This is a genomic window from Intrasporangium sp., assembly GCF_051961875.1.
Classification (GTDB): Bacteria; Actinomycetota; Actinomycetes; order Actinomycetales; family Dermatophilaceae; genus Intrasporangium_A.
Genome location: NZ_JBQCCV010000282.1, coordinates 1 through 25,070, shown reverse-complemented (window position 1 = coordinate 25,070; position 25,070 = coordinate 1). Strand labels below are relative to the sequence as shown.

General features: G+C 71.7%; 24 protein-coding genes and 1 pseudogene. 15 read left to right on the top strand and 10 right to left on the bottom strand.

Annotated elements, in window-relative coordinates:
* Nucleotides 1-43: 43 nt before the first annotated feature.
* The 5 genes from aceB to ACTHJJ_RS17690 are packed head-to-tail and all read left to right on the top strand — an operon-like array spanning nucleotide 44 to nucleotide 7,542.
* Nucleotides 44-1,639, top strand: coding sequence for a malate synthase A (gene aceB, locus ACTHJJ_RS17710; protein WP_440304265.1), 1,596 nt, complete (start codon nucleotides 44-46; stop codon nucleotides 1,637-1,639).
* Nucleotides 1,640-1,642: 3 nt separating this feature from the next.
* Nucleotides 1,643-3,100, top strand: a complete 1,458-nt coding sequence (locus tag ACTHJJ_RS17705; RefSeq protein WP_440304264.1) for an FAD-linked oxidase C-terminal domain-containing protein — start codon at nucleotides 1,643-1,645, stop codon at nucleotides 3,098-3,100.
* Entirely contained in the window at nucleotides 3,100-4,350 is a 1,251-nt protein-coding gene (locus tag ACTHJJ_RS17700; RefSeq protein ID WP_440304263.1) for an FAD-binding oxidoreductase, read from the top strand. Before ACTHJJ_RS17705 ends, ACTHJJ_RS17700 begins: the two co-directional genes overlap by 1 nt.
* Nucleotides 4,350-5,756 (top strand): (Fe-S)-binding protein, encoded by a 1,407-nt coding sequence (locus ACTHJJ_RS17695; RefSeq protein WP_440304262.1) that lies wholly within the window; start codon nucleotides 4,350-4,352, stop codon nucleotides 5,754-5,756. The genes ACTHJJ_RS17700 and ACTHJJ_RS17695 overlap by 1 nt, the downstream gene beginning before the upstream one ends.
* A 37-nt stretch (nucleotides 5,757-5,793) precedes the next feature.
* Nucleotides 5,794-7,542, top strand: a complete 1,749-nt coding sequence (locus ACTHJJ_RS17690; RefSeq protein ID WP_440304261.1) for an L-lactate permease — start codon at nucleotides 5,794-5,796, stop codon at nucleotides 7,540-7,542.
* Nucleotides 7,543-7,623: 81 nt separating this feature from the next.
* Here ACTHJJ_RS17690 and ACTHJJ_RS17685 read toward each other — a convergent pair whose 3' ends face one another.
* Both ACTHJJ_RS17685 and ACTHJJ_RS17680 read right to left on the bottom strand, forming a co-directional pair.
* Nucleotides 7,624-8,841 (bottom strand): MFS transporter, encoded by a 1,218-nt coding sequence (locus tag ACTHJJ_RS17685; RefSeq protein WP_440304274.1) that lies wholly within the window; start codon nucleotides 8,839-8,841, stop codon nucleotides 7,624-7,626.
* Nucleotides 8,842-8,921: 80 nt separating this feature from the next.
* Complete coding sequence (locus ACTHJJ_RS17680; RefSeq protein WP_440304260.1) at nucleotides 8,922-9,713, bottom strand: hypothetical protein; 792 nt, start codon at nucleotides 9,711-9,713, stop codon at nucleotides 8,922-8,924.
* Between the two features lie 79 nt (nucleotides 9,714-9,792).
* Here ACTHJJ_RS17680 and ACTHJJ_RS17675 point away from each other — a divergent pair, with 79 nt between their 5' ends.
* Both ACTHJJ_RS17675 and ACTHJJ_RS17670 read left to right on the top strand, forming a co-directional pair.
* Nucleotides 9,793-10,137 (top strand): dienelactone hydrolase family protein, encoded by a 345-nt coding sequence (locus ACTHJJ_RS17675; RefSeq protein ID WP_440304259.1) that lies wholly within the window; start codon nucleotides 9,793-9,795, stop codon nucleotides 10,135-10,137.
* Nucleotides 10,138-10,146: 9 nt separating this feature from the next.
* On the top strand, nucleotides 10,147-11,088 hold the full coding sequence (locus ACTHJJ_RS17670; RefSeq protein ID WP_440304258.1) for a DMT family transporter: 942 nt from the start codon (nucleotides 10,147-10,149) through the stop codon (nucleotides 11,086-11,088).
* 44 nt (nucleotides 11,089-11,132) lie between these two features.
* Here ACTHJJ_RS17670 and ACTHJJ_RS17665 read toward each other — a convergent pair whose 3' ends face one another.
* From ACTHJJ_RS17665 to ACTHJJ_RS17650, 4 genes and pseudogenes are all read right to left on the bottom strand, one after another.
* Complete coding sequence (locus tag ACTHJJ_RS17665) at nucleotides 11,133-12,341, bottom strand: cysteine desulfurase-like protein (RefSeq protein ID WP_440304257.1); 1,209 nt, start codon at nucleotides 12,339-12,341, stop codon at nucleotides 11,133-11,135.
* A 108-nt stretch (nucleotides 12,342-12,449) separates the two neighbouring features.
* Nucleotides 12,450-12,707 (bottom strand): annotated as a pseudogene (locus tag ACTHJJ_RS17660) (DUF4287 domain-containing protein); the annotation flags it as partial.
* Nucleotides 12,708-12,752: 45 nt separating this feature from the next.
* Nucleotides 12,753-14,750 (bottom strand): OPT family oligopeptide transporter, encoded by a 1,998-nt coding sequence (locus tag ACTHJJ_RS17655; RefSeq protein ID WP_440304256.1) that lies wholly within the window; start codon nucleotides 14,748-14,750, stop codon nucleotides 12,753-12,755.
* 329 nt (nucleotides 14,751-15,079) lie between these two features.
* A complete protein-coding gene (locus ACTHJJ_RS17650) occupies nucleotides 15,080-15,940 on the bottom strand; it encodes a LysR family transcriptional regulator (RefSeq protein WP_440304255.1) in 861 nt (286 codons plus the stop codon).
* Nucleotides 15,941-16,008: 68 nt separating this feature from the next.
* Here ACTHJJ_RS17650 and ACTHJJ_RS17645 point away from each other — a divergent pair, with 68 nt between their 5' ends.
* Nucleotides 16,009-16,968, top strand: coding sequence for an EamA family transporter (locus ACTHJJ_RS17645; protein WP_440304254.1), 960 nt, complete (start codon nucleotides 16,009-16,011; stop codon nucleotides 16,966-16,968).
* A 67-nt stretch (nucleotides 16,969-17,035) separates the two neighbouring features.
* Here ACTHJJ_RS17645 and ACTHJJ_RS17640 read toward each other — a convergent pair whose 3' ends face one another.
* On the bottom strand, nucleotides 17,036-17,908 hold the full coding sequence (locus ACTHJJ_RS17640) for an SDR family oxidoreductase (RefSeq protein ID WP_440304253.1): 873 nt from the start codon (nucleotides 17,906-17,908) through the stop codon (nucleotides 17,036-17,038).
* Complete coding sequence (locus tag ACTHJJ_RS17635) at nucleotides 17,905-18,348, bottom strand: nuclear transport factor 2 family protein (RefSeq protein WP_440304252.1); 444 nt, start codon at nucleotides 18,346-18,348, stop codon at nucleotides 17,905-17,907. The genes ACTHJJ_RS17640 and ACTHJJ_RS17635 overlap by 4 nt, the downstream gene beginning before the upstream one ends.
* Before the next feature lie 61 nt (nucleotides 18,349-18,409).
* On the opposite strand from ACTHJJ_RS17635, the gene ACTHJJ_RS17630 reads away from it, so the two are divergent.
* Entirely contained in the window at nucleotides 18,410-19,129 is a 720-nt protein-coding gene (locus ACTHJJ_RS17630; protein ID WP_440304251.1) for a TetR/AcrR family transcriptional regulator, read from the top strand.
* On the opposite strand, the gene ACTHJJ_RS17625 is transcribed toward ACTHJJ_RS17630, so the two are convergent.
* A complete protein-coding gene (locus tag ACTHJJ_RS17625) occupies nucleotides 19,067-19,609 on the bottom strand; it encodes a YbhB/YbcL family Raf kinase inhibitor-like protein (protein ID WP_440304250.1) in 543 nt (180 codons plus the stop codon). The two genes, ACTHJJ_RS17630 and ACTHJJ_RS17625, sit on opposite strands and share 63 nt — an antisense overlap.
* Nucleotides 19,610-19,685: 76 nt before the next feature.
* Complete coding sequence (locus ACTHJJ_RS17620; protein ID WP_440304249.1) at nucleotides 19,686-20,393, bottom strand: M50 family metallopeptidase; 708 nt, start codon at nucleotides 20,391-20,393, stop codon at nucleotides 19,686-19,688.
* Between the two features lie 158 nt (nucleotides 20,394-20,551).
* Between ACTHJJ_RS17620 and ACTHJJ_RS17615 the strand changes: the two genes are divergently transcribed.
* The 6 genes from ACTHJJ_RS17615 to ACTHJJ_RS17590 all read left to right on the top strand — a co-directional run bounded on the left by ACTHJJ_RS17615 (nucleotide 20,552) and on the right by ACTHJJ_RS17590 (nucleotide 24,931).
* Nucleotides 20,552-22,003, top strand: a complete 1,452-nt coding sequence (locus ACTHJJ_RS17615) for an MFS transporter (protein WP_440304248.1) — start codon at nucleotides 20,552-20,554, stop codon at nucleotides 22,001-22,003.
* A 149-nt stretch (nucleotides 22,004-22,152) separates the two neighbouring features.
* Nucleotides 22,153-22,743 carry a carboxymuconolactone decarboxylase family protein gene (locus tag ACTHJJ_RS17610; RefSeq protein ID WP_440304247.1) on the top strand — a complete coding sequence of 197 codons (591 nt, stop codon included), beginning with the start codon at nucleotides 22,153-22,155 and terminating at the stop codon, nucleotides 22,741-22,743.
* A gap of 29 nt (nucleotides 22,744-22,772) precedes the next feature.
* A complete protein-coding gene (locus tag ACTHJJ_RS17605) occupies nucleotides 22,773-23,618 on the top strand; it encodes an isocitrate lyase/PEP mutase family protein (RefSeq protein ID WP_440304246.1) in 846 nt (281 codons plus the stop codon).
* Nucleotides 23,615-23,911, top strand: coding sequence for a UBP-type zinc finger domain-containing protein (locus tag ACTHJJ_RS17600; RefSeq protein WP_440304245.1), 297 nt, complete (start codon nucleotides 23,615-23,617; stop codon nucleotides 23,909-23,911). The genes ACTHJJ_RS17605 and ACTHJJ_RS17600 overlap by 4 nt, the downstream gene beginning before the upstream one ends.
* A gap of 111 nt (nucleotides 23,912-24,022) precedes the next feature.
* Nucleotides 24,023-24,358 carry a YnfA family protein gene (locus ACTHJJ_RS17595; protein ID WP_440304244.1) on the top strand — a complete coding sequence of 112 codons (336 nt, stop codon included), beginning with the start codon at nucleotides 24,023-24,025 and terminating at the stop codon, nucleotides 24,356-24,358.
* Between the two features lie 33 nt (nucleotides 24,359-24,391).
* Entirely contained in the window at nucleotides 24,392-24,931 is a 540-nt protein-coding gene (locus ACTHJJ_RS17590; RefSeq protein WP_440304243.1) for a DinB family protein, read from the top strand.
* The last annotated feature ends 139 nt before the right edge of the window (nucleotides 24,932-25,070 follow it).

Below are 25,070 nucleotides of genomic sequence, written 5' to 3'. Positions count from 1 at the left end.
CTGCACTGAGAAACATCCGACGAGTGCTCGACAGAGACGGGTGATGACAGTGACCGACGGTGTCGAGCGTGGCGGCGTGCAGATCGCCGGCGCGGCTGGTGATCGCTTCGACGAGGTGCTCACCGGGCCGGCGCTCGAGTTCCTCGCAGACCTCCATCGCAGCTTCAACTCACGCCGGCTCGAGCGGCTCCGGGCCCGCGACGAGCGGTACGAGCAGCTCGTCTCCGGCCACCAGCTGGAGTTCCTCCCCGAGACCAGGGAGATCCGCGAAAGTGACTGGCAGGTGGCCGATCCGGCACCCGGCCTCGTCGACCGACGCGTCGAGATCACCGGCCCGACCGACCGCAAGATGACGATCAACGCGCTCAACTCGGGGGCCAAGGTGTGGCTCGCCGACTTCGAGGACGCGCTGACCCCGACCTGGAGCTACGTCATCGAGGGCCAGCTCAACCTCTTGGACGCGCTCGACCGGACGATCGACTTCACCTCGGAGGAGGGCAAGAGCTATGCCCTCCGGCCCGCCGACGAGCTGGCGACGGTCGTCGTGCGGCCCCGCGGCTGGCATCTCCCGGAGAAGCATCTCCTTGTCGACGGCGAGCGGATGTCCGGGTCGCTCGTCGACTTCGGCCTCTACTTCTTCCACTGCGCGCAGCGGCAGATCGACGCGGGCAAGGGTCCCTACTTCTACCTGCCGAAGATGGAGAGCCACCTCGAGGCCCGCCTCTGGAACGACGTCTTCGTCCGGGCCCAGGACCTCCTCGGCATCCCGCAGGGCACGATCCGGGCGACCTGCCTCATCGAGACCTACCCGGCTGCCTTCGAGATGGAGGAGATCCTCTACGAGCTGCGCGACCACTCCTCCGGCCTCAACGCGGGCCGGTGGGACTACATCTTCAGCGTCATCAAGAAGTTCCGGACCCGAGGCCGCGACTTCCTGCTGCCCGACCGCAACCAGGTGACCATGACGGTGCCGTTCATGCGCGCCTACACCGAGCTGCTCGTGAGCACCTGCCACCAGCGCGGCGCCCACGCCATCGGCGGCATGGCCGCGTTCATCCCGAGCCGCGACCCCGAGGTCAACGAGGCGGCTTTCCAGAAGGTGACCGACGACAAGACCCGCGAGGCGGGCGACGGCTTCGACGGGTCCTGGGTGGCCCACCCCGGGATGGTGGAGCTCTGCAAGGAGGTCTTCACGAAGGTCCTCGGCGACCGGCCGAACCAGCTCGACCGGAAGCGCGAGGACGTGCACATCACGGCGGAGCAGCTGCTCGATGTGAAGGACACGCCCGGCACGGTGACCGAGACCGGCCTCCGCAACAACATCAGCGTCGGCATCCAGTACCTCCACACCTGGCTCCAGGGCAACGGGGCCGTCGCGGTCTTCAACCTCATGGAGGACGCCGCGACCGCCGAGATCTCCCGTTCCCAGGTCTGGCAGTGGCTCCACAACGGCGTCGTGCTCGACACGGGTGAGCGGGTCACCCGGGAGCTCGTCGAGCGCCTCGTCGACGAGGAGCTGTCCCGGCTCCCGGGCTACCCGGCGGACTACGAGGCGGCGACAGCGACCTTCCTCGAGGTCGCGGTGGCCGACGACTTCGACGAGTTCCTCACCCTGCCCGCCTACGAGCGGATGGAGTGAGCCGTGGACGCCGTCGGTCTGGCCGACCAGCTGCGACTCGAGCTCGGCGACGCAGCCGTCATCACGGACCACCAGGAGCTGCGGACCTACGAGTGCGATGGGCTCGCGCACTACAAGGTCACGCCGGCCCTCGTCGTCCTGGCGGAGAGCACCGAGCACGTCGCGGCCACGGTGCGTGCCTGCGCGGCACACGGCATACCCTTCGTCGCCCGCGGCTCCGGCACCGGGCTCTCGGGTGGTGCGCTGCCCCATGCCGACGGGGTCCTCATCGTCATGGCGAGGATGCGGCGCATCCTCGAGATCGACCCCGACAACCAGCGGGCGCTCGTCGAGCCCGGCGTCATCAACCTCCAGCTCAGCCGCGAGACCCTGCCGACCGGCTACTACTACGCGCCCGACCCGTCCAGCCAACAGGTCTGCTCGATCGGCGGAAACGTCGCCGAGAACTCCGGCGGCGCGCACTGCCTGAAGTACGGCTTCACCGCGAACCACGTCACGGGCGTCGAGTTCGTCACCCCCGCAGGGGAGGTCGTGCAGATCGGTGGCAAGGCTCCCGACGCCCCCGGCTACGACCTGCTGGGCGCCGTCGTCGGGTCCGAGGGCACCCTCGGCATCGTCACGAAGGTGACGGTGCGGCTCACCCGCAGTCCCGAGGATGTCCGCACCCTGCTCGCCGCGTTCCCCGGCACGGACCAGGCGGGGGCCGCGGTCTCCGCCATCATCGGTGCCGGCGTCATCCCCGCCGCCATCGAGATGATGGACGCGCTGGCGATCGAGGCCGCCGAGGCCGCCGTCCAGTGCGGCTACCCGGAGGGCGCCGGGGCGGTCCTCATCGTCGAGCTCGACGGCCCCACGGCAGAGGTGGCCCACCAGTTCGACCAGGTCGAGGAGCACTGCCGCGCGAACGGGGCGTTCGAGATCCGGATTGCGCAGGACGACGTCGAGCGCGCCCTGTTCTGGAAGGGGCGCAAGTCGGCCTTCGCCGCGGTGGGCCGGATCAGCCCGGACTACATCGTGCAGGACGGCGTCATCCCGAGGACCGCCCTGCCCGAGGTACTCCGGCGGATCTCCGAGATCTCGACGGAGGCCGGGGTCCGGGTCGCCAACGTCTTCCATGCGGGTGACGGCAACCTGCACCCCCTCGTCCTCTTCGACGACACCCGGGAGGGCGAGGCCGAACGCGCGGAGGAGGTCTCCGGCGCGATCCTCGACCTGTGCATCGAGCACGGCGGCTCGATCACGGGGGAGCACGGCGTGGGCTCCGACAAGGCCAAGTTCATGCCGCGGATGTTCAGCGACGACGACCTCGACACGATGCAGCTGCTGCGCTGCGCGTTCGACCCCGCGTCGATCTCCAATCCCGGCAAGGTCTTTCCCACCCCCCGCCTCTGCGGTGAGGTCCCCGGCAGGCACAAGGGCCCCCACCCCCTCGTCGCGGCCGGTGAGGCGGAGCTGTTCTGATGGCAGGGATCCTCGACGACCTCAAGACGGCGACCGACGGCAAGGTCCGCGACGCGACCGACGACGACGCCGTTGCCGGGGTCGCGCCGAGCTGGGTGGTCAGCCCCGGTTCGACGGCGGAGACGTCCGCTCTCATGCGGGCGGCCGCGGCCCACGGCCTGACGATGGTCGCGCGCGGGTCCGGTACGAAGCTTGACTGGGGAGCGGCCCCCGAGCAGGTCGACATCGTCATCGACACGACGCGGATGGACGAGGTCGTCGAACACGCGGCCGGTGACCTCATCGTGGTCGTCGGTGCGGGGCGGCGGCTCGCGGACCTCCAGGCGGAGCTCGGTCGGGCCGGCCAGCGGGTCGGCGTCGACCCCGCGCGGTCGGGCACGGTCGGCGGGACGGTCGCCACGGCGTCCACCGGCCCGACCCGCCTCTTCCACGGCGCGGTGCGCGACCTTGTCATCGGCACGCGGTTCGTCCGGCCCGACGGGGTCGTGGCCCACGCCGGGGGCAAGGTCGTCAAGAACGTCGCCGGCTACGACGTCGGCAAGGTGCTCACCGGCTCCTTCGGCACCCTGGCCCTCATCACCGAGGTCGCGTTCCGGCTCCACCCGCTGCCCGAGGCCCAGCGCTGGGTCACGTGCCCCGTGGGCGGGCCGAGCGGCATACAGCGGAGCGTGTCGGCTCTCGCGCACTGCCAGCTCGTCCCGTCCGCCGTGGAGCTCGACCGGTCCAAGGACGGCGCGTCCCTCTCGGTGCTCCTGGAGGGCATCGCACCCGGTGCCGAGCACCGGGCGGCCCAGGCCAGGGCGATCCTCGGGGCCGGGGCCACCGAGTCCGAGGAGCCACCCGAGTGGTGGGGGAGCGAGCCCGCCTCGAGCGGCGCGCTCCTCAAGGTCACCCATGAGATCGCCCGCACGGCACAGCTGCTCGACGCCCTCGACGCCGGGGGGGAGGCCGCCGGCCTCACCACCACGCTGCGCGGCAGCCCGGCCGTCGGCACCGCCCTCGTCGGCGTCGAGGCCCCGCCTGACGGGAGCCGACCCACGGCCGGCGCTGTCGGGGAGCTCGTCGACCGGCTCCGCGACCGCTCGGCCACCTTCGGCGGCTCCGTCGTCGTCCTCGAGGCACCGGCCGAGATCCGGGAGCACCTCGACGTGTGGGGGCCGGTCAGCGCCCTCGGGCTCATGCACTCGGTCAAGGAGCGGTTCGATCCCGAGCGGCGCCTCGCTCCGGGACGATTCGTGGGAGGCATCTGATGGCTGCATCCGACACGGGCCCGGTCTCCACGCCGACGGGGACGCTCGGCACCGACGCCCGGCTGTCCCTCACGCCCGTGCAGGGCGGGACGCCGGCGTTCGACGATCACCGGCCGCCGTCCGCCGACATCGTCTCCGACTGCGTCCACTGTGGCTTCTGTCTGCCGACCTGCCCGACCTACGTGCTCTGGGGCGAGGAGATGGACTCGCCGCGGGGCCGGATCTACCTGATGAACCAAGGCCTGCAGGGCGAGCCGATGACGCCCTCGATGGTGCAGCACTTCGACGCGTGCCTCGGCTGCATGGCCTGTGTGACGGCCTGCCCCTCCGGGGTGAAGTACGACAAGCTCATCGAGGCCACCCGGGCCCAGGTCGAGCGGCGCCACGAACGATCGCCGGGGGACAAGGCCCTGCGCGCCGCCATCTTCGCCCTGTTCCCCTATCCCCGCCGGCTGCGGGCCCTGCGCGGTCCGCTCCGGCTGCACCAGAAGACCCGGCTCTCCCGCCTCCTGCGCCGGACCCGGCTGCTCGACCGGATCGCCCCGAGCCTCGCCGCCATGGAGGGGCTCGCTCCGCCGCTCACGCGCCGCGAGAGCGTCCCCGAGCGCACCCCCGCCCAGGGCACCCGGCGTGGCACCGTCGGGATGCTGCTCGGCTGCGTCCAGCGCGAGTTCTTCCCCGGGGTCAACGCCGCGACGGCCCGGGTGCTCGCCGCGGAGGGTTTCGACGTCATCGCACCCGCCCAGCAGGGGTGCTGCGGGGCCCTGTCCATCCACAACGGCCGCGAGCCCGAGGGACAGCGGTTCGCCCGGGCGCTCATCGACACATTCGAGAGGGAGAACGTCGACCACGTCGTCGTCAACGCCGCCGGCTGCGGGTCCTCGATGAAGGAGTACGCCGACCTGCTCGCCGACGACCCCGAGTACGCGGACCGGGCCCGGGCGTTCGTGGGGCGCGTCCGGGACCTGTCCGAGATCCTGGTGGACGTCGGCCCGGTCGCCCAGCGGCACCCCCTGCCGATGGCCGTGGCCTACCACGACGCCTGCCACCTGGCCCACGCCCAGGGGATCCGCGCGCAACCGCGGGAGCTGCTGCGCGACATACCGGGCCTCGAGGTGCGAGAGATCCCCGAAGCGGAGATCTGCTGCGGCTCGGCCGGCATCTACAACATCGTCGAGCCCGAGGCCGCCCGCGACCTCGGCGACCGCAAGGCGGCGAACGTCCTGCGCACCGGGGCCCCGCTCCTCGTCACCGCCAACCCCGGCTGCCTCATGCAGGTCGCCTCGTCCCTCGAGCGCACCGGCCACCGGATCGCGCTCGCCCACATCGTGGAGGTGCTCGACACCTCCATCCGAGGTGGCACACCCGCCGCCCTCGGCGTCGCACCAGACAGCACCAGATCCTGACTCAGCACCCGATCATTGCTCACAACGAGGTGAACAGATGTATCGCCCAGTTCTCGACGCAGTCGCCGGATCGCTCACCCTGACGGCCCTCGTGGCCATGCTCCCGCTGGTCGTCCTCTTCGTGATGCTCGGTGTCCTGCGCATCAGCGCGTGGAAGGCATCACTCGTCTCGCTGGTCGTCTCGGTCCTCGTCGCGATCATCGCCTACTCGATGCCGGTCGGGCAGGCCGTGCTGTCCGGTCTCGAGGGGGCGGCGTTCGGCTTCTTCCCCATCCTCTGGATCGTCATCAACGCGATCTGGCTCTACAACATGACGGTCGTCACCGGACACTTCGACGTCCTGCGCCGGTCGTTCGCGCGGGTCAGCGACGACCAGCGCATCCAGGCCGTCATCATCGCCTTCTGCTTCGGCGCCCTCCTCGAGGCGCTCGCCGGCTTCGGAACCCCGGTCGCCATCACGAGCGTCATGCTCATCGCCCTCGGCTTCCGGCCGCTCAAGGCCGCGGTGGTGGCCCTCGTCGCCAACACGGCACCGGTGGCCTTCGGCGCCCTCGCCGTCCCGATCACGACCCTCGCCTCGGTGAGCGGCATCCCGGAACACACCCTGGCGCAGATGGTCGGCCGCCAGACCCCGATCCTCGGCGTCTTCGTGCCGATGGCCCTCGTCTACATCATCGATCGTGGGCGCGGCGTCCGGGCCACTCTGCCGGCCACCCTAGCCGCCGGCCTCGCCTTCGCGATCGCCCAGTTCGCCACCTCGAACTACCTCTCGACGCAGCTGACCGACATCGTCGCGTCGCTCGTCGGTGCCGCGGCCGTCGTCCTGCTCCTGCGTGTGTGGCGACCCGCGACCCCCTACATCGAGTCGGCCGAGCCCGAGCTCGGGGAGCGCGAGACAGTCCAGGTGTCGGGGCGCGCGGCAACGAAGGACGAGGAGGTGGCCAGCGGCCTGCCATCGGCCCGCCCCGGGGGGACCGACCACCCGATCGACGCCGGGGCCGGCACCGCCGAGGAGTATGCCGCGCGCGACCGCGGTCACGTGGACACCCGGTCCGACATCTTCAAGGCCTACGCGCCCTACGTCATCATCATCATCATCTTCAGCGTGAGCCAGCTGCCTGGCATCAAGGACGCCATCGCGGCCCCCGGGGGCCAGATCAAGTGGCCCGGCCTGCACCTGGAGTCCGCCTCCGGCAAGCCCTCCACGATCCCGGACTTCAAGCTCAACTGGCTCTCCGCGGCGGGCACCTTGATGCTCATCTCGGGCATCGTCTCGATCCCGGTCATCGGCATCGCCGTCGGCAAGGCGGCACGTGCCTACGTTGACACGTTGCGACAGCTCGCCCCCGCGATCGCCACCGTCATGGCGGTGCTCGGCCTCGCCTACGTGATGAACGCCTCGGGGCAGACCGGGAGCCTCGGCCTCTGGATGGCCGGCGCGGGCTCCGCATTCGCCATCATCTCGCCGGTCCTCGGCTGGCTCGGGGTGGCCGTCACCGGCTCCGACACGTCGTCGAACTCGCTGTTCGGCGCGCTACAGGTGTCGGCGGCGAACCAGGTGGGGCTGAGCCAGACCCTCATGGCCGCGGCGAACTCGTCCGGCGGCGTCCTCGGCAAGATGATCTCCCCGCAGAACCTCGCGATCGCGGCTGCGGCGGTGGGCCTGTCCGGCCGGGAGGGCGACATCTTCCGGAAGATCATCGGCTGGAGCCTCGGCTTCCTTGTCTTCATGTGTGTCCTGGTCTACCTCCAGTCCACGCCCGTCCTGTCGTGGATGGTGCCCTGACCGCGGATTGACCGCGGACTGACCGGGTCAGGCCGAAGCGCCACGTGTCCCGCTCGGCACCCGCCGGGCGGGACAGCTGGCTCAGTTCTCGTCCGTGTCCCCGACCGTGGACGCGTGGTGGACGAGCGGCTCGGGTGCGGCGAGCCACGGCACCACCCCGACGAGGCAGACGACCCCTGTGACGACGAACGCCGTGCCGAAGCCGAAGTGGTCTGCGACCAGACCGACGAGCACCGGCCCCACGATGGCCCCGCCGTCCTGCGACATCTGGAAGGTCGACAGGACCCGCCCGCCGTTGCGCTCGCGTCCGATCACGTCGGCGACCGCGGCCTGCTGCGCCGGGTTCACGAGACCGGCACCCACGCCGGAGACGAGCGACAGGCCGAAGAGCACGGTCAGCCCGGCGCCGGTGGAGAGCGCCGGGTGCTGCGCCACGCCCAGCAGGGCCATCGAGGTCCCCATGATGACCAGCCCGCCGATGACGAGCGGGCGCCGGCCGAGCCGGTCGGCCATCCGGCCGGAGAACTGCAGCGTCGCCGCGGTCCCGACGGCGCCGACGGCCAGCACGGCGCCGGCGACCCACGCCTTGTCGAGCACCGCCGTCGCGAGCAGCGGCAGCACCGCCACCCGCACCCCGAAGTTCGTCCAGCCGTTGGCGACGGCCGAGGCGATCACGGCCCGGTAGACCGGGGAGCCCCACGCCTCGGCGAGCGTCACGACGGCGCGCTGGGCGTGGTCCTCGGGCGGCCGCAGCCGCGCCCCGCCCAGCCCGATCGCGACGACGAGGGCCGCCATGACGAGGGCCACGGCATACACGATGAACGGCGCTCGCATCCCCCACCCGGCGAGCAGGCCGCCGAGGACCGGGCCGATCATGCCGCCGATGAGGAAGGCCGAGCCGTACACCGACGAGACGCGGCCCCGGGCGCGAGGCGGCGCGAGCCGGACGATCAGCGCCATGGCGGAGATCGTGAACATCGTCGAGCCGATGCCGCCGAGCCCGCGGAAGATCAGCAGCTGGACGTAGGACTGTGCGAACGCCGTCGTGAACGACGAGACCGCGACGATGATGAGCCCGGCCAGATAGACCGGCCGCTCCCCGAGGCGGCTCACCAGCTCGCCGCCAGCCGGCGCGAAGACGAGCCGGCAGAAGGCGAAGGCGGAGACGATGACGGACGCCGCTGCGACGCCCACGTCGAAGGACCGGGCGTAGGCCGGCAGGACCGGCGAGACGATGCCGTAGCCGATGGCGATGACGAACGCCGCCCCGACGAGGATCCAGATCTCCCGCGGGATCATGCTCCCGCGAGCGGGGAGGCTCGGCGATGTCACCCCGTCATTGTCCCCGGAGAGGTATGCCGCTCAGCCTGGCGCCCGGGTCACCCGAGCTCGTGAGCCAGCTGGGCGGCATACCGGGCCATGGCCCTCGCTCGCGCTTCCGGCGTCAGGCCCATGAAGTGGACGGCGTGGGGCCGGGGCACGGTCGGGCGCGTGGCATAGGACTCGGGTGCGGAGTTGAAGCAGCTCGCGGCGTCCCGGTCCTCGACGTGGGGCTGGTTCCAGCCGGGCGGGAGCCAGCTGGTGTGGGCGAGGAAACGTGAGCCCTCCGCGGGGCCGGCCCAGTGATAGCGCTCGTCGCCGCGACCCCACCCGAGCGCGGCGAGGACCGCCCCCTGGTCGGCCCACGGCCCCGGCTGCGGCCCAGCGGCCTCGACCGCGTCGAGGAAGTCGAAGGCCTCCGGGCAGGAGCGCATCACCCACACACCAGTGTTGGGGTTGACCCGGTGCTCGTACGGCACCTGCTCGAGGGCCAGCGCCTGGAAGTGGTCCGGGTGCAGGTGGTCGACGATGTCCTCATCGGTGCGGACCACGAGCACGTCGGCGTCGAACCAGATGGCCAAGGGGTGGTCGGTCAACGCCTGGCGCAGCAGCGGGAGCTTCATCCACTTGGCCGACTGGGCGGAGTCGTCGGCCCCCGCTCCGTCGCCGCCGAGGTCGTGCGAGCGGACCGCGTACCCCCAGCGGGCCGCGAACCGGTGGAAGGTCGGCAGCGCGAAGTCGTGCAGCACCGACCGCAGAGTGGGCCCGGCTGCGGCGACGACGACCCCGCGGCGCTCGCGCTCGGCGGGAGCGGTGAACCCCGCGTCGCCGCGGAACGTGCTGGCCGTCATACGGCCAGCGTGACAGGGCGGGCGCCGCGCTGGGGCTGAAGGACTGCGCGGATGGCGGACCCCGTCGCAGACTGGAGCGATGAGGACGGCGACGTTGCGCGGTTCCTATCTGGCCGTCCCCGACGGCGAGGGCCCGTTCCCCGGTGTGGTCGTCGTCCACGAGGCCTACGGGCTCAACGACAACATCAAGGATGTCTGTCGGCGCCTCGCGGGGGAGGGGTTCGTCGCGATGGGAGTCGACCTCTTCGAGGGGCGCCACCGCGCCGAGGTCTATCCCGGTGCCAAGCACTCCTTCGTCAACGACCAGTCGCGCAACCACGACGCGGGGGCGGCGGCCGACTCGTGGCAGCGGGTCCTCGCCTTCTTCGACGAGCACGTCCGCCAGGCGAACAGGGCACCCGGGCCGGCATTCACCCCTGACTAGATTGGCGCGGTGACACCGCACGCTGGCTCCCCCAGGAGCGCCCGGATGGGGCTGCTCCAGGTGTGTGCCGCGGGCGTGCTGTGGGGCACCGGCGGTGTCGTCGTCACGCTCCTGCACGAGCGCGACGGGCTGGGTGCCATGACGGTCAGCGCCTGGCGGATGCTGCTCGGTGCCGTCGCGCTGATGGCCTTCGCCCTGGTCACCCGTCGGGTCCGCGGGCTGCGCGAGACGATGCGCACCCACCCGCTGCTCGCGATCCTCGTCGGGTGCGGCACCGCGGTCTACCAGGGCCTCTACTTCGTCTCCGTCCTGATGGTCGGGGTCAGCGTCGCGACCGTCGTCTCGCTCGGTCTGGCACCCGTCCTCGCGGCGGTCTGGGAGCACCTGACCGCCCGGACCCGTCCCTCCGCGCGCGAGGTGGCTGTCCTGGCCGCCGCACTCGCCGGACTCGTCCTCATCAGTGCCACTGCCGGAGAGGGGACCTCCGCGCCCGGCAACGACCCGACACTCGGCCTCGTCCTGGCCGTCGCGGCGGGCGCGACCTACGCCGCCACCACGGTGCTCGGCCACACGCTCGCGCAACGGGTCGACACGGTCGCGCTGACGACGTGCGCCACCGCCGCGGGAGCAGTGCTGCTCGCCCCGTTCCTCGCCTTCGCCGTCGCGACCGGCGAGCCAGTGCTCACCTCGAGTTCGGCGTCCCTCGTGCTTCTGGTCTACCTCGGGGTCGCGACGATGGGCCTGTCCTATGCGCTGCTCTACGCCGGGCTGCGGACCACGTCGGGGTCGGCCGCGACGGTTGCGACGCTCGTCGAGCCCCTGTCGGCAGCGCTCATCGCCGCGCTGCTCCTCGGTGAGCGCCTCGCGGGGCCGGCGCTGCTCGGGGGAGCCTTGATCCTCGCCGCGGTCGTGGGCCTGCGCCCTCGCGAGGAACACCCAGCCCCAGTCTGACCGGCGCGCGGCTGCGGTGCTCGGGCCGGTCGGGCCGGTCGCGGCTACTGGAGCGCGGCGACGAGGCCCTCGAGGAGCCGGTCGATGTCCGACTCGCTCGTGTAGGGCGCGAGCCCGACCCGGAGGCCGCCCGCGGCGCCGAGCCCCAGGTGGTGCGAGCACTCCCAGGCGTAGAAGTTGCCCGCCGGCGCGTTGATGTCCCGCTCGGCGAGCAGGCGGCGTACCTCCTGGGGGTCGATGCCGTCGATGGTCAGGAGCAGGGTCGGTGTGCGACGGGCAGCATTGCTGTGCAGGCGGATCCGCGGGTGTGACCGGAGCTCACCCTCGAGCCGGGCGAGGAGCCGCTCCTCGTGCTCTTCAAGTGCCGAGAAGGACGCGACGAGGCGCTCACGGCGGGTAGGGCCCGGCGCCGCGTCACCGGCGAGCGTGGCGAGGAAGTCGACCGCGGCGCGGCTCCCGGCCAGCATCTCGTACGGAAGCGTGCCGAGCTCGAACCGCTCCGGGACCACATCGGTCGACGGGACCAGCTTGGCGGGGTGCAGGGTCTCGAGCAGGGCGGGGTCGGCCGCGAGGACGCCGTGGTGCGGCCCGAGGAACTTGTACGGCGAGCACACCCACACGTCCGCACCCTCCGCCGGCACGTCGACGGAGACGTGGGCGGTCGCGTGCACGCCGTCGACGTGGAACAGGGCGCCCGCGTCGTGGGCGACGGCGGCGATGGCAGGCAGGTCGGGGCGCGTGCCGATGAGGTTCGAGGCTGCCGTGACGGCGACCACCCGGGTCCGTGGAGTGACGACCGCAGCGACGTCCTCGGCGGTCAGCTCGCCCGTGGCCGGGTCGAAGTCCGCGAACCGGACGGTCGCTCCCGCCGCCTCGGCCGCGATGACCCAGGGCCGGACGTTCCCGTCGTGGTCGAGACGCGTGACCACGACCTCGTCGCCCGGCCCCCACCCGCTCGACAGCGTCCGCGCCATCATGAACGTCAGCTCGGTCGCCGAGCGCCCGAAGACGATGCCGCGGGGGTCGACGGCGAGCAGGTCGCCGAGGGCCGAGCGTGCCTCGGTGACGGTCTCGTCGGCGCGCCGTTCGGACGCCGTCACGTCACCGCGGTTGGAGATGGGCGACAGCAGCGTCGCCGCCACGGCCTCGGCGACCACGTCGGGCGTCTGCGACCCGCCGGGTCCGTCGAAGAAGGCGGTCCCGTCCTTGAGGGCGGGGAAGTGGGCGCGGACCGATTCGACGTCGTAGGCCATGCTGCATTGTGGCAGCCGCCAGATCTCGAGCCGCAGTGCCGTTCTTGGCGGTGGGGCCGCTGCCGGTCGCCCGCCGCACCGAGCACGAAGCGGTATGCCGCGACCGGCTCAGCCCTGCGTCGCGCGGGCTGCCACGCCGTCGAGGCGCAGGACGGTGGAGGCGTCCCGGTGCGTGCCGGTCGAGCCGACGTGGCGGTCACTGATCACGGGGCCCTTCTTGATGACGTGGACGAGCGCCATCCCGTGGCCCCGTCCCAGACCGAAGTCCTCCGCGAGCCAGGTGAGGATCTCGCCCGCCTTGGTGTCCGCGCCATACCCGCGCTGCTCGGCAAGGTCCACGATCTGCTGCGGGGTGAGCCCGGTCTTCCGCCACGGATTTCCGGGCGCCTCCGCCGCGTCGGCCGCCTCGCGCTAATGGTCGGAGTCCGGGCTGCTGAGGCCGAGGGCGTCATGCGAGCGACGGCGCACCGTGTTGTACATCCAGACCAGCACGGCCACGAAGACGATGACGCCGAGCGCGTTCGCCCACCCCATGAAGCCCTCGCCGACGACGGCCATCGGCTCGTCCTTTCCCGAGGCGACGACGATGGCGGCGTAGGCGACGCCCCAGAGGCTGTCGCCGACGATGAGGCCGGTCGCCATGAGGACACCGAGCCGCTTCGCCCGCTCAGGGTCGGACTGGCGGTCGGCCCACCGGCTGTGGATGGTCCCGAGGACGGCGCCGACCGCGATCATCGCGGTGAGGTCCATCGGCAGGTAGATGCCCATGCCGACCGCGAGCGGGGGCAGGCTCCGGTTGGTGTTCGTGCGGCGGAGCACCTCGTCGATGATGATGATGACCACGCCGATGGCGATCCCGAGCCCGACCTTGCCCCAGTCGAGCTTGCCGCCGAAGACGCCCTGGGCGAGCGCGGAGATCAGGCCGGCCTGGGGAGCGGGCAGCGCGTTGGCGCCCACGCCAGGCGCGCCGATGAAGCCGAACGCCTTGTTGAGCAGGTCGAGCACCGGGGCGATCACCAGTGCCCCGAAGACGACGCCGATGACGAGCGAGACCTGCTGCTTCCACGGGGTGGCGCCGACGAGCTGGCCGGTCTTGAGGTCCTGCAGGTTGTCGTTGGAGATGGTCGCGATGGCGAAGATGATCGCCGTCGCGAACAGCGTGTAGGCGACCAGCTCCTTGATGCGCTGGGGGTCACCGCCGGCGCCGTGCAGGATGACCATGAGCAGCGACAGCAGCAGGGTGACGAGGATGCCGACGCCCGAGATGGGGCTGTTGGACGAGCCGATGAGGCCGGCCATGTAGCCGCAGATGGCCGCGACGACGGCTCCGATCACGACCGTGAACAGCACGGTGGCGATGATCGTGCCCGCGCGGGCGTCCTGGAGGTGCGTCTGGCCCAGGAACATCCAGAGCAGGGCTGCGATCGGCACGAGCGAGACGACGATCCAGCCGCCCACCATGCTCATGGGCAGGTCCTGCTCCTGCAGGTCGACGGACTGGCCCGCGCGCCGGGCCCGCGCCGAGACGGCCGCATCCTTGATGCCACCGATGATCGGGCCGACGATCTTCACGAGCGCCCAGATCGCGGCGACCGCCATGGTGCCGGCGCCGACGAACCGGACGTCGTGGGTGAAGGTGGTGTCCACGAGGTCCGAGATCGAGGTGCCTGCCCCCGCCTTGCCCCAGCTCATGACGGGCACGAGGACTCCCCACCCGATCACCAGGCCCACGAACATCGCGATGCCGACGGCGAGCCCGACAAGGTGGCCGATCCCGATGAGCGAGAGGGAGAGGCTGAGCGAGCCCCCGATGGCGCCGGAGCCGATCCGCGTGGCCGTGGAGAGGCCGTCCGACACGACCTTGAGCTTGGCCAGGATGCCGAACCCCGCCGAGACGACGCTGCCCAGGATGATCGTCCGCAGGCTTGCCTTGTCGCTCTCCGCGCCCGCCCGGGAACCGACCTTGAGCACCTCGGCGGCCGCGACGCCCTCCGGATAGGGCAGGTCGGACTTCGTGACGAGGGCCCGGCGCAGCGGCACGGTGTACATGACGCCCAGCGCTCCACCGATGATGCAGATCGCGAGCGTGGTCCAGTAGGGGAAGTTCTGCCACCAGCCGACGATGATGAGGCCGGGCAGCACGAAGATGATCGCGGCGAGCGTGCCGGCCGCCGACGCGATCGTCTGGACGATGTTGTTCTCCTGAATGCTCGACCCGCGCACCCGGCGCAGGATCGCCATGGAGATCACCGCGGCCGGGATCGATGTCGCGAAGGTCAGGCCGACCTTGAGCCCGAGGTAGACGTTCGCCGCCGTGAAGACGAGCGTGATGACGCCGCCGAGGATGATGCCCCGGATGGTCAGCTCGCGGGGCGTGGATGCGGTCTTCCCAGGGGTCGCGCTAGCCATCCGACCACAGTGGCACACCTCCGGCGGCGGGCGCACGCGGAGGTGACGGGCACGACCGCCGCCCGAGCGTTGGCACTCCCAGGGTTGGCGGTCCTCTGAGCCTCGTGCGCCATCATGGCCGCCACCCGCAAGCCCGGCTGTTTGCCGTTGAGTTGGATCTGCGGCATACGCTCGGATTCGACCCCCACCCTCCTCCGTCGAGTGAGCGGTCCACCCCATCCGTCACACCTGCTACTGATCACCCTCCAGGCAGCCGCCGGACGGGGACCCTGGTCCCGCTCGGGCGAGGTCCGGGGAGAGAGCGAGGCGCGGACTGATGCCTGACGAGGTCAGGGACCTGCGTAGAGCCTCGTCACCGCGTCGACCAGGTCCGCGAGGCCGGCCGGGCGGTCGTCGCGCCACCACACCAGCCGGACCGGGATGCGCGGGCCGTCCTTGATCGGCCGGTACGTGACGCCCGGCCGAGGGTGGTGGTGGGCGGTGGCCTCCGCGGTCGTCCCGACACCCCGGCCGGCGGCGATCGCATCGAGCCAGCTGTCCACGTCGGACGACTCCTCGAAGCGCGGCGCATGGTCCGCGCCCGCCCACAGCGCGCTGCTCGTCGTGCCGACACGTGGGTCGATGATGACGGTCCGGTCGGCGATCTCGGCCATGCTCAGCTGTCGCCGCCGCGCCCACTGCGGGTCGTCAGAGGCGAAGGCGACGAGCCGCCGCTCGAGCCCGACCACGACCGAGTCGAATCGCCGGTCCTCGACGGCGCGCCGGGCGATCGCGACGTCGCACAGGCCCTCGCTCAGCCCGGCGGTCAGCGAGCTGTGCCGCACCATCTCGAGCTCGATCGAGTCGTGCTGTCGCGCCCACTCGCGCTGGAGCCGCGCGGTGTGCCGGCCGAGCGCCGCCCAGGCGTAGCCGAGCCGGAGGACGCCGTGACGGGAGTGGACGAACTCAGTGAACCGGTCGGCCTCTGCGAGCACCCGCCGCGCGAGCGGCAGCAGCTGCTGGCCGGTGCTCGTCAGCTCGCATCCCCGGGGGACGCGGCGCAGCAGCCGCTCACCGACCTCGTGCTCCAGCCCCGCGATCGTGCGGGAGACCGCGGCCTGGGAGACGTAGAGCCGCGCGGCCGCGTCCGTGAAGGAGCCCTCGTCGGCGGCGGTGACGAAGAACCGCAGCTCACGCAGCGTCCAATCCATAACCGAAGCGTATGGCACCTCCGAAACCTGCACTAGGTGTATGGCGTCCACCACCCTACGGTCGTTCCATGACCGTGTCCGACGCCCACCACCTCGAGCCGCTCCCCGTTGCTCGGGTGCCGCTGTCGCCCGCGGTGGCGACGCGTCGCCAGCGTGGGGCCGGCATCGGCGTGATGCTCGCCAGCTCGGCGTCGAACCAGGCAGGCGCCGCGCTCGGCGCGATGGCCTTCCCCGCCATCGGACCGGTGGGCGTCGTCGCGGTCCGCCAGTTCGTGACGGCGCTCGTCCTCGCCCCGGTGGCCCGCCCACGCTTCCGCAGCCTCCGGCGGGACGAGTGGTGGCTCGTCCTGGCCCTCGCCGGCGTGTTCGGCCTGATGAACCTCACCCTCTACGCCTCCATCCAGCGGATCGGCCTCGGCCTCGGTGTCACGCTGGAGTTCCTCGGGCCGCTCGCCGTGGCCATCGCCAGCTCGCGCCGTGTGATGGACCTCGCTTGCGCCGCCCTGGCCGGCGCGGGTGTCGTCGTCCTCACCAGCCCCGGGCCCACGACCGACGTCATCGGTGTGGGGCTCGCGCTCGTCGCTGCGGCCTGCTGGGCCTCATACATCCTGCTCAACCGCGCCCTCGGCCAGCGCCTCCCGGGGATCCGGGGCACGGCCGCCGCGAGTGTCGTGAGCGCCGCGGCCTGGACCCCGATCGCGGTGGTCTGGTTCGTCACCCACCTGCCGAGCCTCCCGGCCGTCGCGCTCGCCGTCGGGTGCGGGTTGCTCTCCTCGGCCATCCCCTACGCCGCCGACCTGGTCACTCTGCGCCGCGTGCCGCCGCAGCTCTTCGGCACGCTGACCAGCCTGAACCCGGTCTGGGCCGCGTTCGCCGGGTGGCTGCTGCTCCGGCAGGACCTGCACGCCCACGAGTGGGTGGGGATCGCGGTGATCGTGGCCAGCAGCCTCGTCGTGTCCACCCGCGGCCTCGCGTCATCACCGGGGGAGGGTGCGCGGCAGGTCAGCCCCCAGCGCGGAGCAGGCTGAGCGGCATACCGATTCAGGGGGTATGCCGCTCAGCCGGCTCCCGGAGGGAATCGTCCCGGGGCGCGCGTCAGTGGACCCGCGAACCCGTGAGGAGGGCCTCGGCGACCGGCGTGCAGGGCAACCACGGGTGCGCTGCGTGCGCTGCCGTCGTGTCGAAGGTCATGGGCAGCGTGTCCAGTTGCAAGGCCATCCGCGCGAGGCGGGCCTGCGCCGGCCGCGCCCGGGCCAGGAGTGCGGACATCGTCCGCAGCGCCAAGGGCGGGACGTGGCCGACCTTCTGCTGCCCGGTCACGAGTCGTGCCAGCTCCGTCATGGTCAGGTCGTCCGGTCCCCCCACCTCGATGATCTCGCCCCGCAGCACCGGGTCCACGATGGCACGGTGGACCACGGCGGCGACGTCCCGGACGCTGACGAAGTTGATCGGGTTGGTGCCTGCGCCGAAGACCCGCGGGATGCCCCCGCGCCCGACCGTCTGCCGCAGCAGGTCGGCGTGCATCTCGGCGTAGGCGGTGGGCCGCACGACCGTCCAGTCGGGTCGTCCGGGCTGGTTGTCGTGGAGCTCGCGCTCCGCGACGGCCTTCATCCGCATGAGCTCCATGGGGTGGTCGAAGGCTGCGTCGATGCTCGACACGAGGACGATGTCCGCCCCGGCGGCCCGGGCTGCTGCGATCAGGGCGAGGTTGCCGTCCCGGTCGATCTCCGCGGGTGACTCGCCGCTGGCGGGGTCGAGCCCGTGGACGGCGGAGACGACGACGGTCGACCCACCCACGGCGTCAGCCAGCACCTCGGGCCGGCGGACGTCGGCGGCGACGAACTCGGTGCCGTCGGGCAGGTCGCTGCGGGGCGACCGCCCGACGAGCCGGACCGGGTGCCCCTCCGCGACGAGGTGCGCGGCGACGAGGCGGCCGAGCCGGCCGGTGCCGCCGACGATGGTGATCATGACGGGCTGCCCGTGGTGAGGGCGGCCACGGCGGCATCGACAGCCGGTGCCGCCTCGTCCAGGTCGGTGGGCTCGAGGTAGAAGCGGTTGGCGCGGATGAGGTCGCCCTCGCCCGGCCCGACGGTGATGATCATGACGCCGCGCATGAGGTGTGCGCTGCCGTCGAGCCTCGTTCCCCTCATCTCCCACTCCGTCCACCACCGGTCGGCCGGACCGGGGGTGGCATCGGTGATGGTGCCGGAGATATCGGGGATGAGGGTGAAGAACTGCCCCCAGTTGCGACGCACCTGCCCGGGGCCGGTGAAGTTGCGGGTGGGGTGGTTTGGCATCTCGAGGCGGTAGTCGTCGGCGAAGCACGCGACGAGGCCCTCGAGGTCGTGGGCGTTGGTGGCGGTCACCAGGCGGACGAGCGTCGGTGGCAGCCCGAGTGGATCGGACATGGTGACCTCGGTCTTGAAGATTCGATACAGTGAGGTGTATCTGATTGAAAGGGTCCTCCGAGTGGCGCACGACGTCAAGAGCCACGGGCGCCCGCGGCGCCGGTACGACGCCAGCGGCCGGCGCCGCCAGTCCGAGCAGCGCCGAGCTCGCGTTCTCGACGCGGCCCGTGCCTGCTTCCTCGCCCGGGGCTACCTCGCGACGACCGTCCCGCAGGTCGCCGAGGCGGCCGGAGTCAGTGTCGAGCTCGTCTACAAGTCCTTCGACTCCAAGGCCGGTCTCGCCGCGGCCGTCTGGCAGCAGGCGCTGCTCGGACAGGGTCCCCGCCCGGCGGAGGAGCGGTCCGACGAGGTCTCCGCCTCGGCTCGCGATCCCCGCGAGATCCTGCGGAACTGGGCCGTCCTGTCGGCGGAGGTGAGCGAGCTGGGTGCGCCGATGAACGCCGTCATCCGGGCCGCCGCGCAGGTCGACGAGGGTGCCCAGCGTCTCTTCGACGACTTCGAGAGCGCACGCCGGGAGCGGATGGCGCACAACGCCGCGTACCTGGTCGACGGCGGATACGTGCGTCAGGGCCTCACCGCCGACCAGGTTCGGGACGTCCTCCTGGTCGCGGCCGGCGAGCTGTACGAGCTGCTGGTGCTGGGCCGGGGCTGGGCGCGCGACGCCTACATCGACCTGACGTACCGGTTCCTCGAGGGGGCGCTGCTGCCCCAGCCGCGGTCAGCGGGAGTAGGTGCCGGTGAGCCGACCCGAGGCGATGGCGTCGGCACCGATCGCCCGTAGCGCGGCGTCGAGGGTCGCGTCGTTCGAGAGCCCGGTCGGCCGCTTGAGCGCATACACGGTGAAGCGGTAGTGGTGGGTGCCGCTCGGGGGGCACGGCGGGTACCAGCCAGTCCGCCCGCCGGAGTTCTTCGCCTGCGCTGCGCCGGAGGGCAGCGATCCGTCGGTCAGGGTGCGCAGGTCTGCGGGGAGATCGAGGACGACCCAGTGGGTGAACGTCCCGCTCGGTGCGTCGGGATCGTCGACGACGATCGCCTGGGCGCCGGTGCCCGCGGGAGTGCCGTGCCACGACAGCGACGGCACCTCGCCGGGCCCGTCGCAGGAGAAGCGGCGGGGGATGGCGCCGCCATCGGTGAAGGCGTCGCTCGTCACGGTCATCGTGGGCTGGTCGCGCGTCATCTGGACCTCCGGTGGGGCGGCACTGCAGCCGGCGCCCACCGCGACCAGCGCTCCGGCACCGAGGGCGAGCCACCGACCTGCCACGCTCCAGCGTACGACCGGTGCACGCCACGGTTCGGCCGACCGCTTCGCTAACCATCCGCCCCGGAACGGTCGACAGCTAGCGCCAGACGTGCAGGATCTCGACGGCCACGACCCACGAGGCGCCGGCACAGACCGCCGCGAAGGTCAGGTTCCACACGACGGTGGGCAGGCGCGTCAGCGAGGCGAGCACCCGCGGATCACTCGACCGGTCGGCCGAGCCCCAGACCGCCGCCAGGTGTCGCCACGCCCCGATCACGAGGACGATGCCGGCGCCGACCAGCACCCGTGCCTGAAGCCCGTCGTCGCGCCACCACCAGAGGGCTGCGGTGCCGGCCAGGGCCGCGACCATGACGACGAGCGTGAGCGCCGAGCGCACCCGGACCAGCGCGACGAGGAGCGCAACGAGGACGACCGCGGTGGAGGCCGCCGCCCAGCCACGCCCGGCGAGCCAGACCATCGCCGCGCCGACCACCGCTGGAGCCGGGTAGCCGGCCCACGTGGAGAGGACCCGCCCCGGTCCCCGCGGCTTTCCCACGGTCACGGCGTGCCCGGACATGTCGCCGCGGAGGACGAACCCGGTGAAACGTCGCCCGACCGCCATCCCGGTCAGGGCGTGGCCGAGCTCGTGGACGAGGGTCACCGCGAGGCGCAGGACCCGCCACAGGGGCACGACGGCGACGGCGACGAGTGCGCAGCCGGCCACGACCAGCAACGTCGGCCGGTCCAGCGAGACGGTGCCGCCGACCGGCTCCAGCCGCCACCTCAGCTCGTCGATCCAGTTCACGTCAGGAGAACCTAGCCCACCTGGTCGAACACATATCGTCCCCCGATGCGGTCGGCTCCCAGCCGGTTCTCAGGGTCCGCGAATAGGACGGGGGGAAGCACCCGGGGAAGAAACGGCCCGCGTGTCCCGGCCACCCCGGATGTGGGAGGTGACGCTCCATGACCACAGAGGCAAGTTCACCAACGCTCGGGACGCCAACCGGCCCGGGCATCATCGCCAGGCTGGACAGGCTCGAAGTGTGGAGCCTCTCGTACCTGTTCATCGGCATCATCGGGGTCGGCTTCCTCTTCACGTTCTACGACATCTTCGACATCAACGTCTCGTTCATCCAGACGTGCATCGAGATCAAGCCCGGCTGCACCCCGCAGAACGCCCTCAACTCGCTGCCGCTGCCCGTCGTGCTGAACCTCGCCGGGTATGTCGTCGGCACCCTCGTGCTGAGCCCGATCGCCGATCGGATCGGCCGGCGCAACATGCTCCTCATCACGATGCTCATCACGGGCCTCGGCTCGCTCTACAACGTGTTCGTCGGCGACTACGCGAACTTCAACGCCGCCCGGGCCGTCACCGGCATCGGCATCGGCGCCGACCTCGCGATCGTCAACACCTACATCGGCGAGGTCGCGCCGCGGCGCTCGCGGGCCAAGTTCACCACGCTCATCTTCATCATGTCGGCCCTCGGCGCCCTGGTCGGGATCTGGTTGGGCCTCATCCTCACCACGGAGTCGACCCCGTGGCCGAACGGCCTGCCCTTCGCGCTCGCCGGGCCGGGGTTCACGAACGGGTGGCGCTGGATGTACGCCATCGGCGCCCTGCTCGCCCTCGTCGCGATCCTGCTCCGCTTCGAGCTGCCCGAGTCACCCCGATGGCTCATCGGGCAGCATCGCCTCGAGGAAGCCGACCGGATCGTCTCGGACATGGAGGCGCGCGCCGCGAAGCGCGGCCCGCTCGCCCCGCCCCACATCGAGGAGGTCGGGGGAGCGGTCACCCCGCCCGCGCCGTTGCCCTACCGCGACCTCTTCACCAACCCGCTCTATGTGCGCCGGATGATCCTGCTCTTCCTCGTCTGGTTCATCGGCTACATCACCGTCTACTCCTACGCCGCCGGCTTCACGAGCGTCCTGTCCGCGCTGAAGTACCCGCCGCCGGAGGCGGGCGTGATCGCCGCGGTCGGGACGTTCGGCTTCGTCGCGGAGGCCGCGGTGATGAGCGTCTTCGTCGAGCACCTCGAGCGGCGGTACTGGCTCCCCATCGCCGCGGTCGTCACGATCGTCGGTGCCCTCATCGTCGCGGCGGCGGGCACGAAGGTCTGGGTCTCGTTCATCGGGGCGTTCATCATCTTCGCGGGATTCAACATGTGGGTCTCCCCGACGTACGCGCTGTCCGCGGAGAGCTTCCCGACCCGGGCCAGAACGACCGGCTTCGCCGTGGTGGACGGTGTCGGACACATCGGCGGTGGCATCGGCGTCCTCGTCATCGCCCCCTTCCTGCCCAACCTGTCCGTCGTGCAGGCCCTGCTGCTGATCTCCGGCTTCCTCGTCGTCGCCGCGATCCTCGTGCAGTTCACGCCGCACACCCGGGCGCGGCACCTGGACCACATCTCCCCCTGACCCCGACGGCCGGTATGCCGCTCACCAGCTCCCCGACGCGGGTCGATACCCGAGCCGGCTGAGCGGCATACCGCCTGTTGGGTTCGTCGGAACCGACGGGTGTCGCCAAACCGCGCTCGCGCCGGGCAGGGCCGGGCGACAATGACGAGATGTTCATCTCGCCGCTGAGCGAGGACGCCGCCGAGGCCGACCTCGCCGAGTACTACGAGCGTCAGCGCGCGGCCTGGGGATTCCTGCCCAACTACGCCGGCGCGTTCTCCACCCGCCCCGACGTGGCGCGCGCCTGGGACCTGCTCAACACGACCATTCGCGGGGCAATGGACCGGCGCCGCTTCGAGATCGCGACGATCGCTGCCGCACGGGCCCGGCGGTCCACCTACTGCACCGCCGCCCACTCGACGTTCCTGCGCGACATCTGCGGGGACGACGCGACCATGCGGGCCATCGCCGAGCAGCCGGACGGCGCCGCCCTCGACCCGGAGGATCGCGCGGTGTACGAGTTCGCAGCGAAGGTGGCGAGCGACGCGGCGTCCATCGAGGCCGCCGACGTGGACCGGCTCCGCGAGGTGGGGCTCAGCGACGGCGACATCGCCGACGTCGTCTTCGCGGCCGCCGCCCGCTGCTTCTTCACGGCCGTGCTGGACGGCCTCGGTGCGCAGCTTGACCGACAGACCGCCGAGCGGCTGCCGTCCGCCCTGCTCGAGTCGATGGTCGTGGGCCGGGGCGTCGCCGATACCTGAGCCCGTCGGCCCCGACGTACCGTGGCGTCATGGCCTCCCCAGCTGACGACTTCCTGGCCCTGCACCGACCGGGCGACCCGCTCCTGCTGCCCAACGCGTGGGACCTCGGCTCGGCCAGGCTGCTCGCGTCCCTCGGCTTCCGTGCCCTCGCGACCACGAGCAGTGGGTATGCCGCATCGCTGGGCCGCCTCGACGGCTCCGTCACGCGCGAGGAGGCGATCGCACACGCGGTCGAGCTGGGTGAGGCTACCGGGCTGCCCGTCAACGCCGACCTCGAGCGGTGCTGGGCCGACGAGCCCGACGGGGTGGCGGACACCATCCGGTGGGCCGCTCGGGCCGGCATCGTCGCGGCGTCGGTGGAGGACCACACCGGCCGTCCCGACGCTCCCGTCTACGAGCTCGGCCTCGCCGTCGACCGGGTCCGGGCCGCGGTCGAAGCGGCGCACGGTGGCCCCGACCGGATGGTGCTGGTCGCCCGTGCGGACAACTTCTTCCACGGCCTGCAGGACCTCGACGACACCATCCGTCGGCTGCAGGCCTACCAGGAGGCGGGCGCCGACGTGCTCTACGCGCCGGGTCCGACCGACCCCGACGTGCTGCGGCAGATCGTCGAGTCGGTCGACCGGCCCGTGAACGTGCTCGCCCGCCCCGGCGGCCCGACCGTGGCCGAGCTCGCGCAGCTCGGCGCCGCGCGGATCTCCGTCGGCGGTTCGTTCGCGTTCGCGGCCTACGGCGCGCTCGTCGAGGCGGCCACCGAGTTGCGTGACCACGGCTCGTACGGCTACGCGAGCCGGGCGGCGGCGGGCCGGCAGGGCGTGCTCGACGCCTTCTCCATTCCTCCTGCGGCTCAGCGAGCGAAAGGACTGCAGCGATGACCTCACCGTGTCAGCACCTCGATCTGGTCAGGGACGTCGAACCGTCCGCCCCGGGGTGCGAGGACTGCCTCGCGTCCGGAGGCTCATGGGTCCACCTCCGCCTCTGCATGACCTGCGGCCACGTGGGCTGCTGTGACAGCTCTCCGTCGCGGCATGCCACTGCCCACTGGCACTCGCATCAGGGCCACCCCGTCATCCGGTCGTTCGAGCCGGGCGAGGACTGGTGGTGGTGCTACGCCGACCAGACGGCGTTCGAGGTCGCGGGGGCGCCACCCGCTCCCTCGCACCCCTGACGTGGGGCCGGCTCCGCGGCATACGGGCCGGTGGTGTGGGAGCAGGATTGGGTGTCATGGGCGTCATCTCTGCTCACTGATGCGCGGCCGCGTGCTGCCAGACTGCGACCCATGACCGTGACTCGATCGCTCCTGCTCTTCGTCCTCGCCGCCCTCGCGGAGATCGGGGGCGCCTGGCTGGTGTGGCAGGGCGTTCGCGAGCACCGCGGCTGGGTCTGGATCGGCGCCGGCGTCATCGCACTCGGCCTCTACGGGTTCGTCGCGACGCTGCAACCCGACGCGCACTTCGGGCGGATCCTCGCGGCCTACGGCGGCGTCTTCGTCGCGGGGTCCCTCGTGTGGGGCATGGCGGTCGACGGGTTCCGGCCGGACCGCTACGACGTCATCGGTGCGCTGGTCTGCCTCGTCGGCGTGGCCGTGATCATGTACGCCCCGCGCTCGGCGTGAGGCCCCGGCTCCCGCTTCTCGTAGGGTCGAGCGATGAGCGATCGCTGGACCACCCCCGACCAGGACCCACGCACCTACGGCGACCCCGTCGGTGAGCTGGCCACCTACCGCGAATACCTCGCGAACTACCGCCTCACCATCGAGCTGAAGTGCGAGGGCCTCGGGGCCGAGGAGCTCGCCCGCCGGTCCGTGCCGCCGAGCACGCTCAGCCTGCTCGGCCTGGTGCGGCACCTCGCCCAGGTGGAGAACCACTGGTTCCAGCGCGTCCTGCAGAGGCGCATCGAGGGGGCACGGCTGTACAAGAGCGACGCCGACCCCGACCTCGACTTCAACGGTGCCCAGCCCGACTCGGCCCTCGTCGAGGACGCCTTCGCCACCTGGAAGGCCGAGATCGCCAAGGCCGACGAGTGGCTCGACGCCCACGCCGACTCGGACCTCTCCGAGCACGTCAGCGTGCACGACGAAACCGCTTCGGTCCGCGACATCCTCGTGCACGTCATCGAGGAGTACGCCCGGCACGCCGGCCACGCGGACCTGCTCCGGGAGTGCATCGACGGCCGCACCGGCCAGTAGCGGCCTGCCTCCGCGTTCGAGGTAATCCCCGGAAACGACTGACCGGTAAATACCTCGAACCAGCGGCCTGCCTCCTCGTTCGAGGCCTCCGCGGCGTATGAATGCGACAGCGCCCGGCCCCCTCGCGGGGAACCGGGCG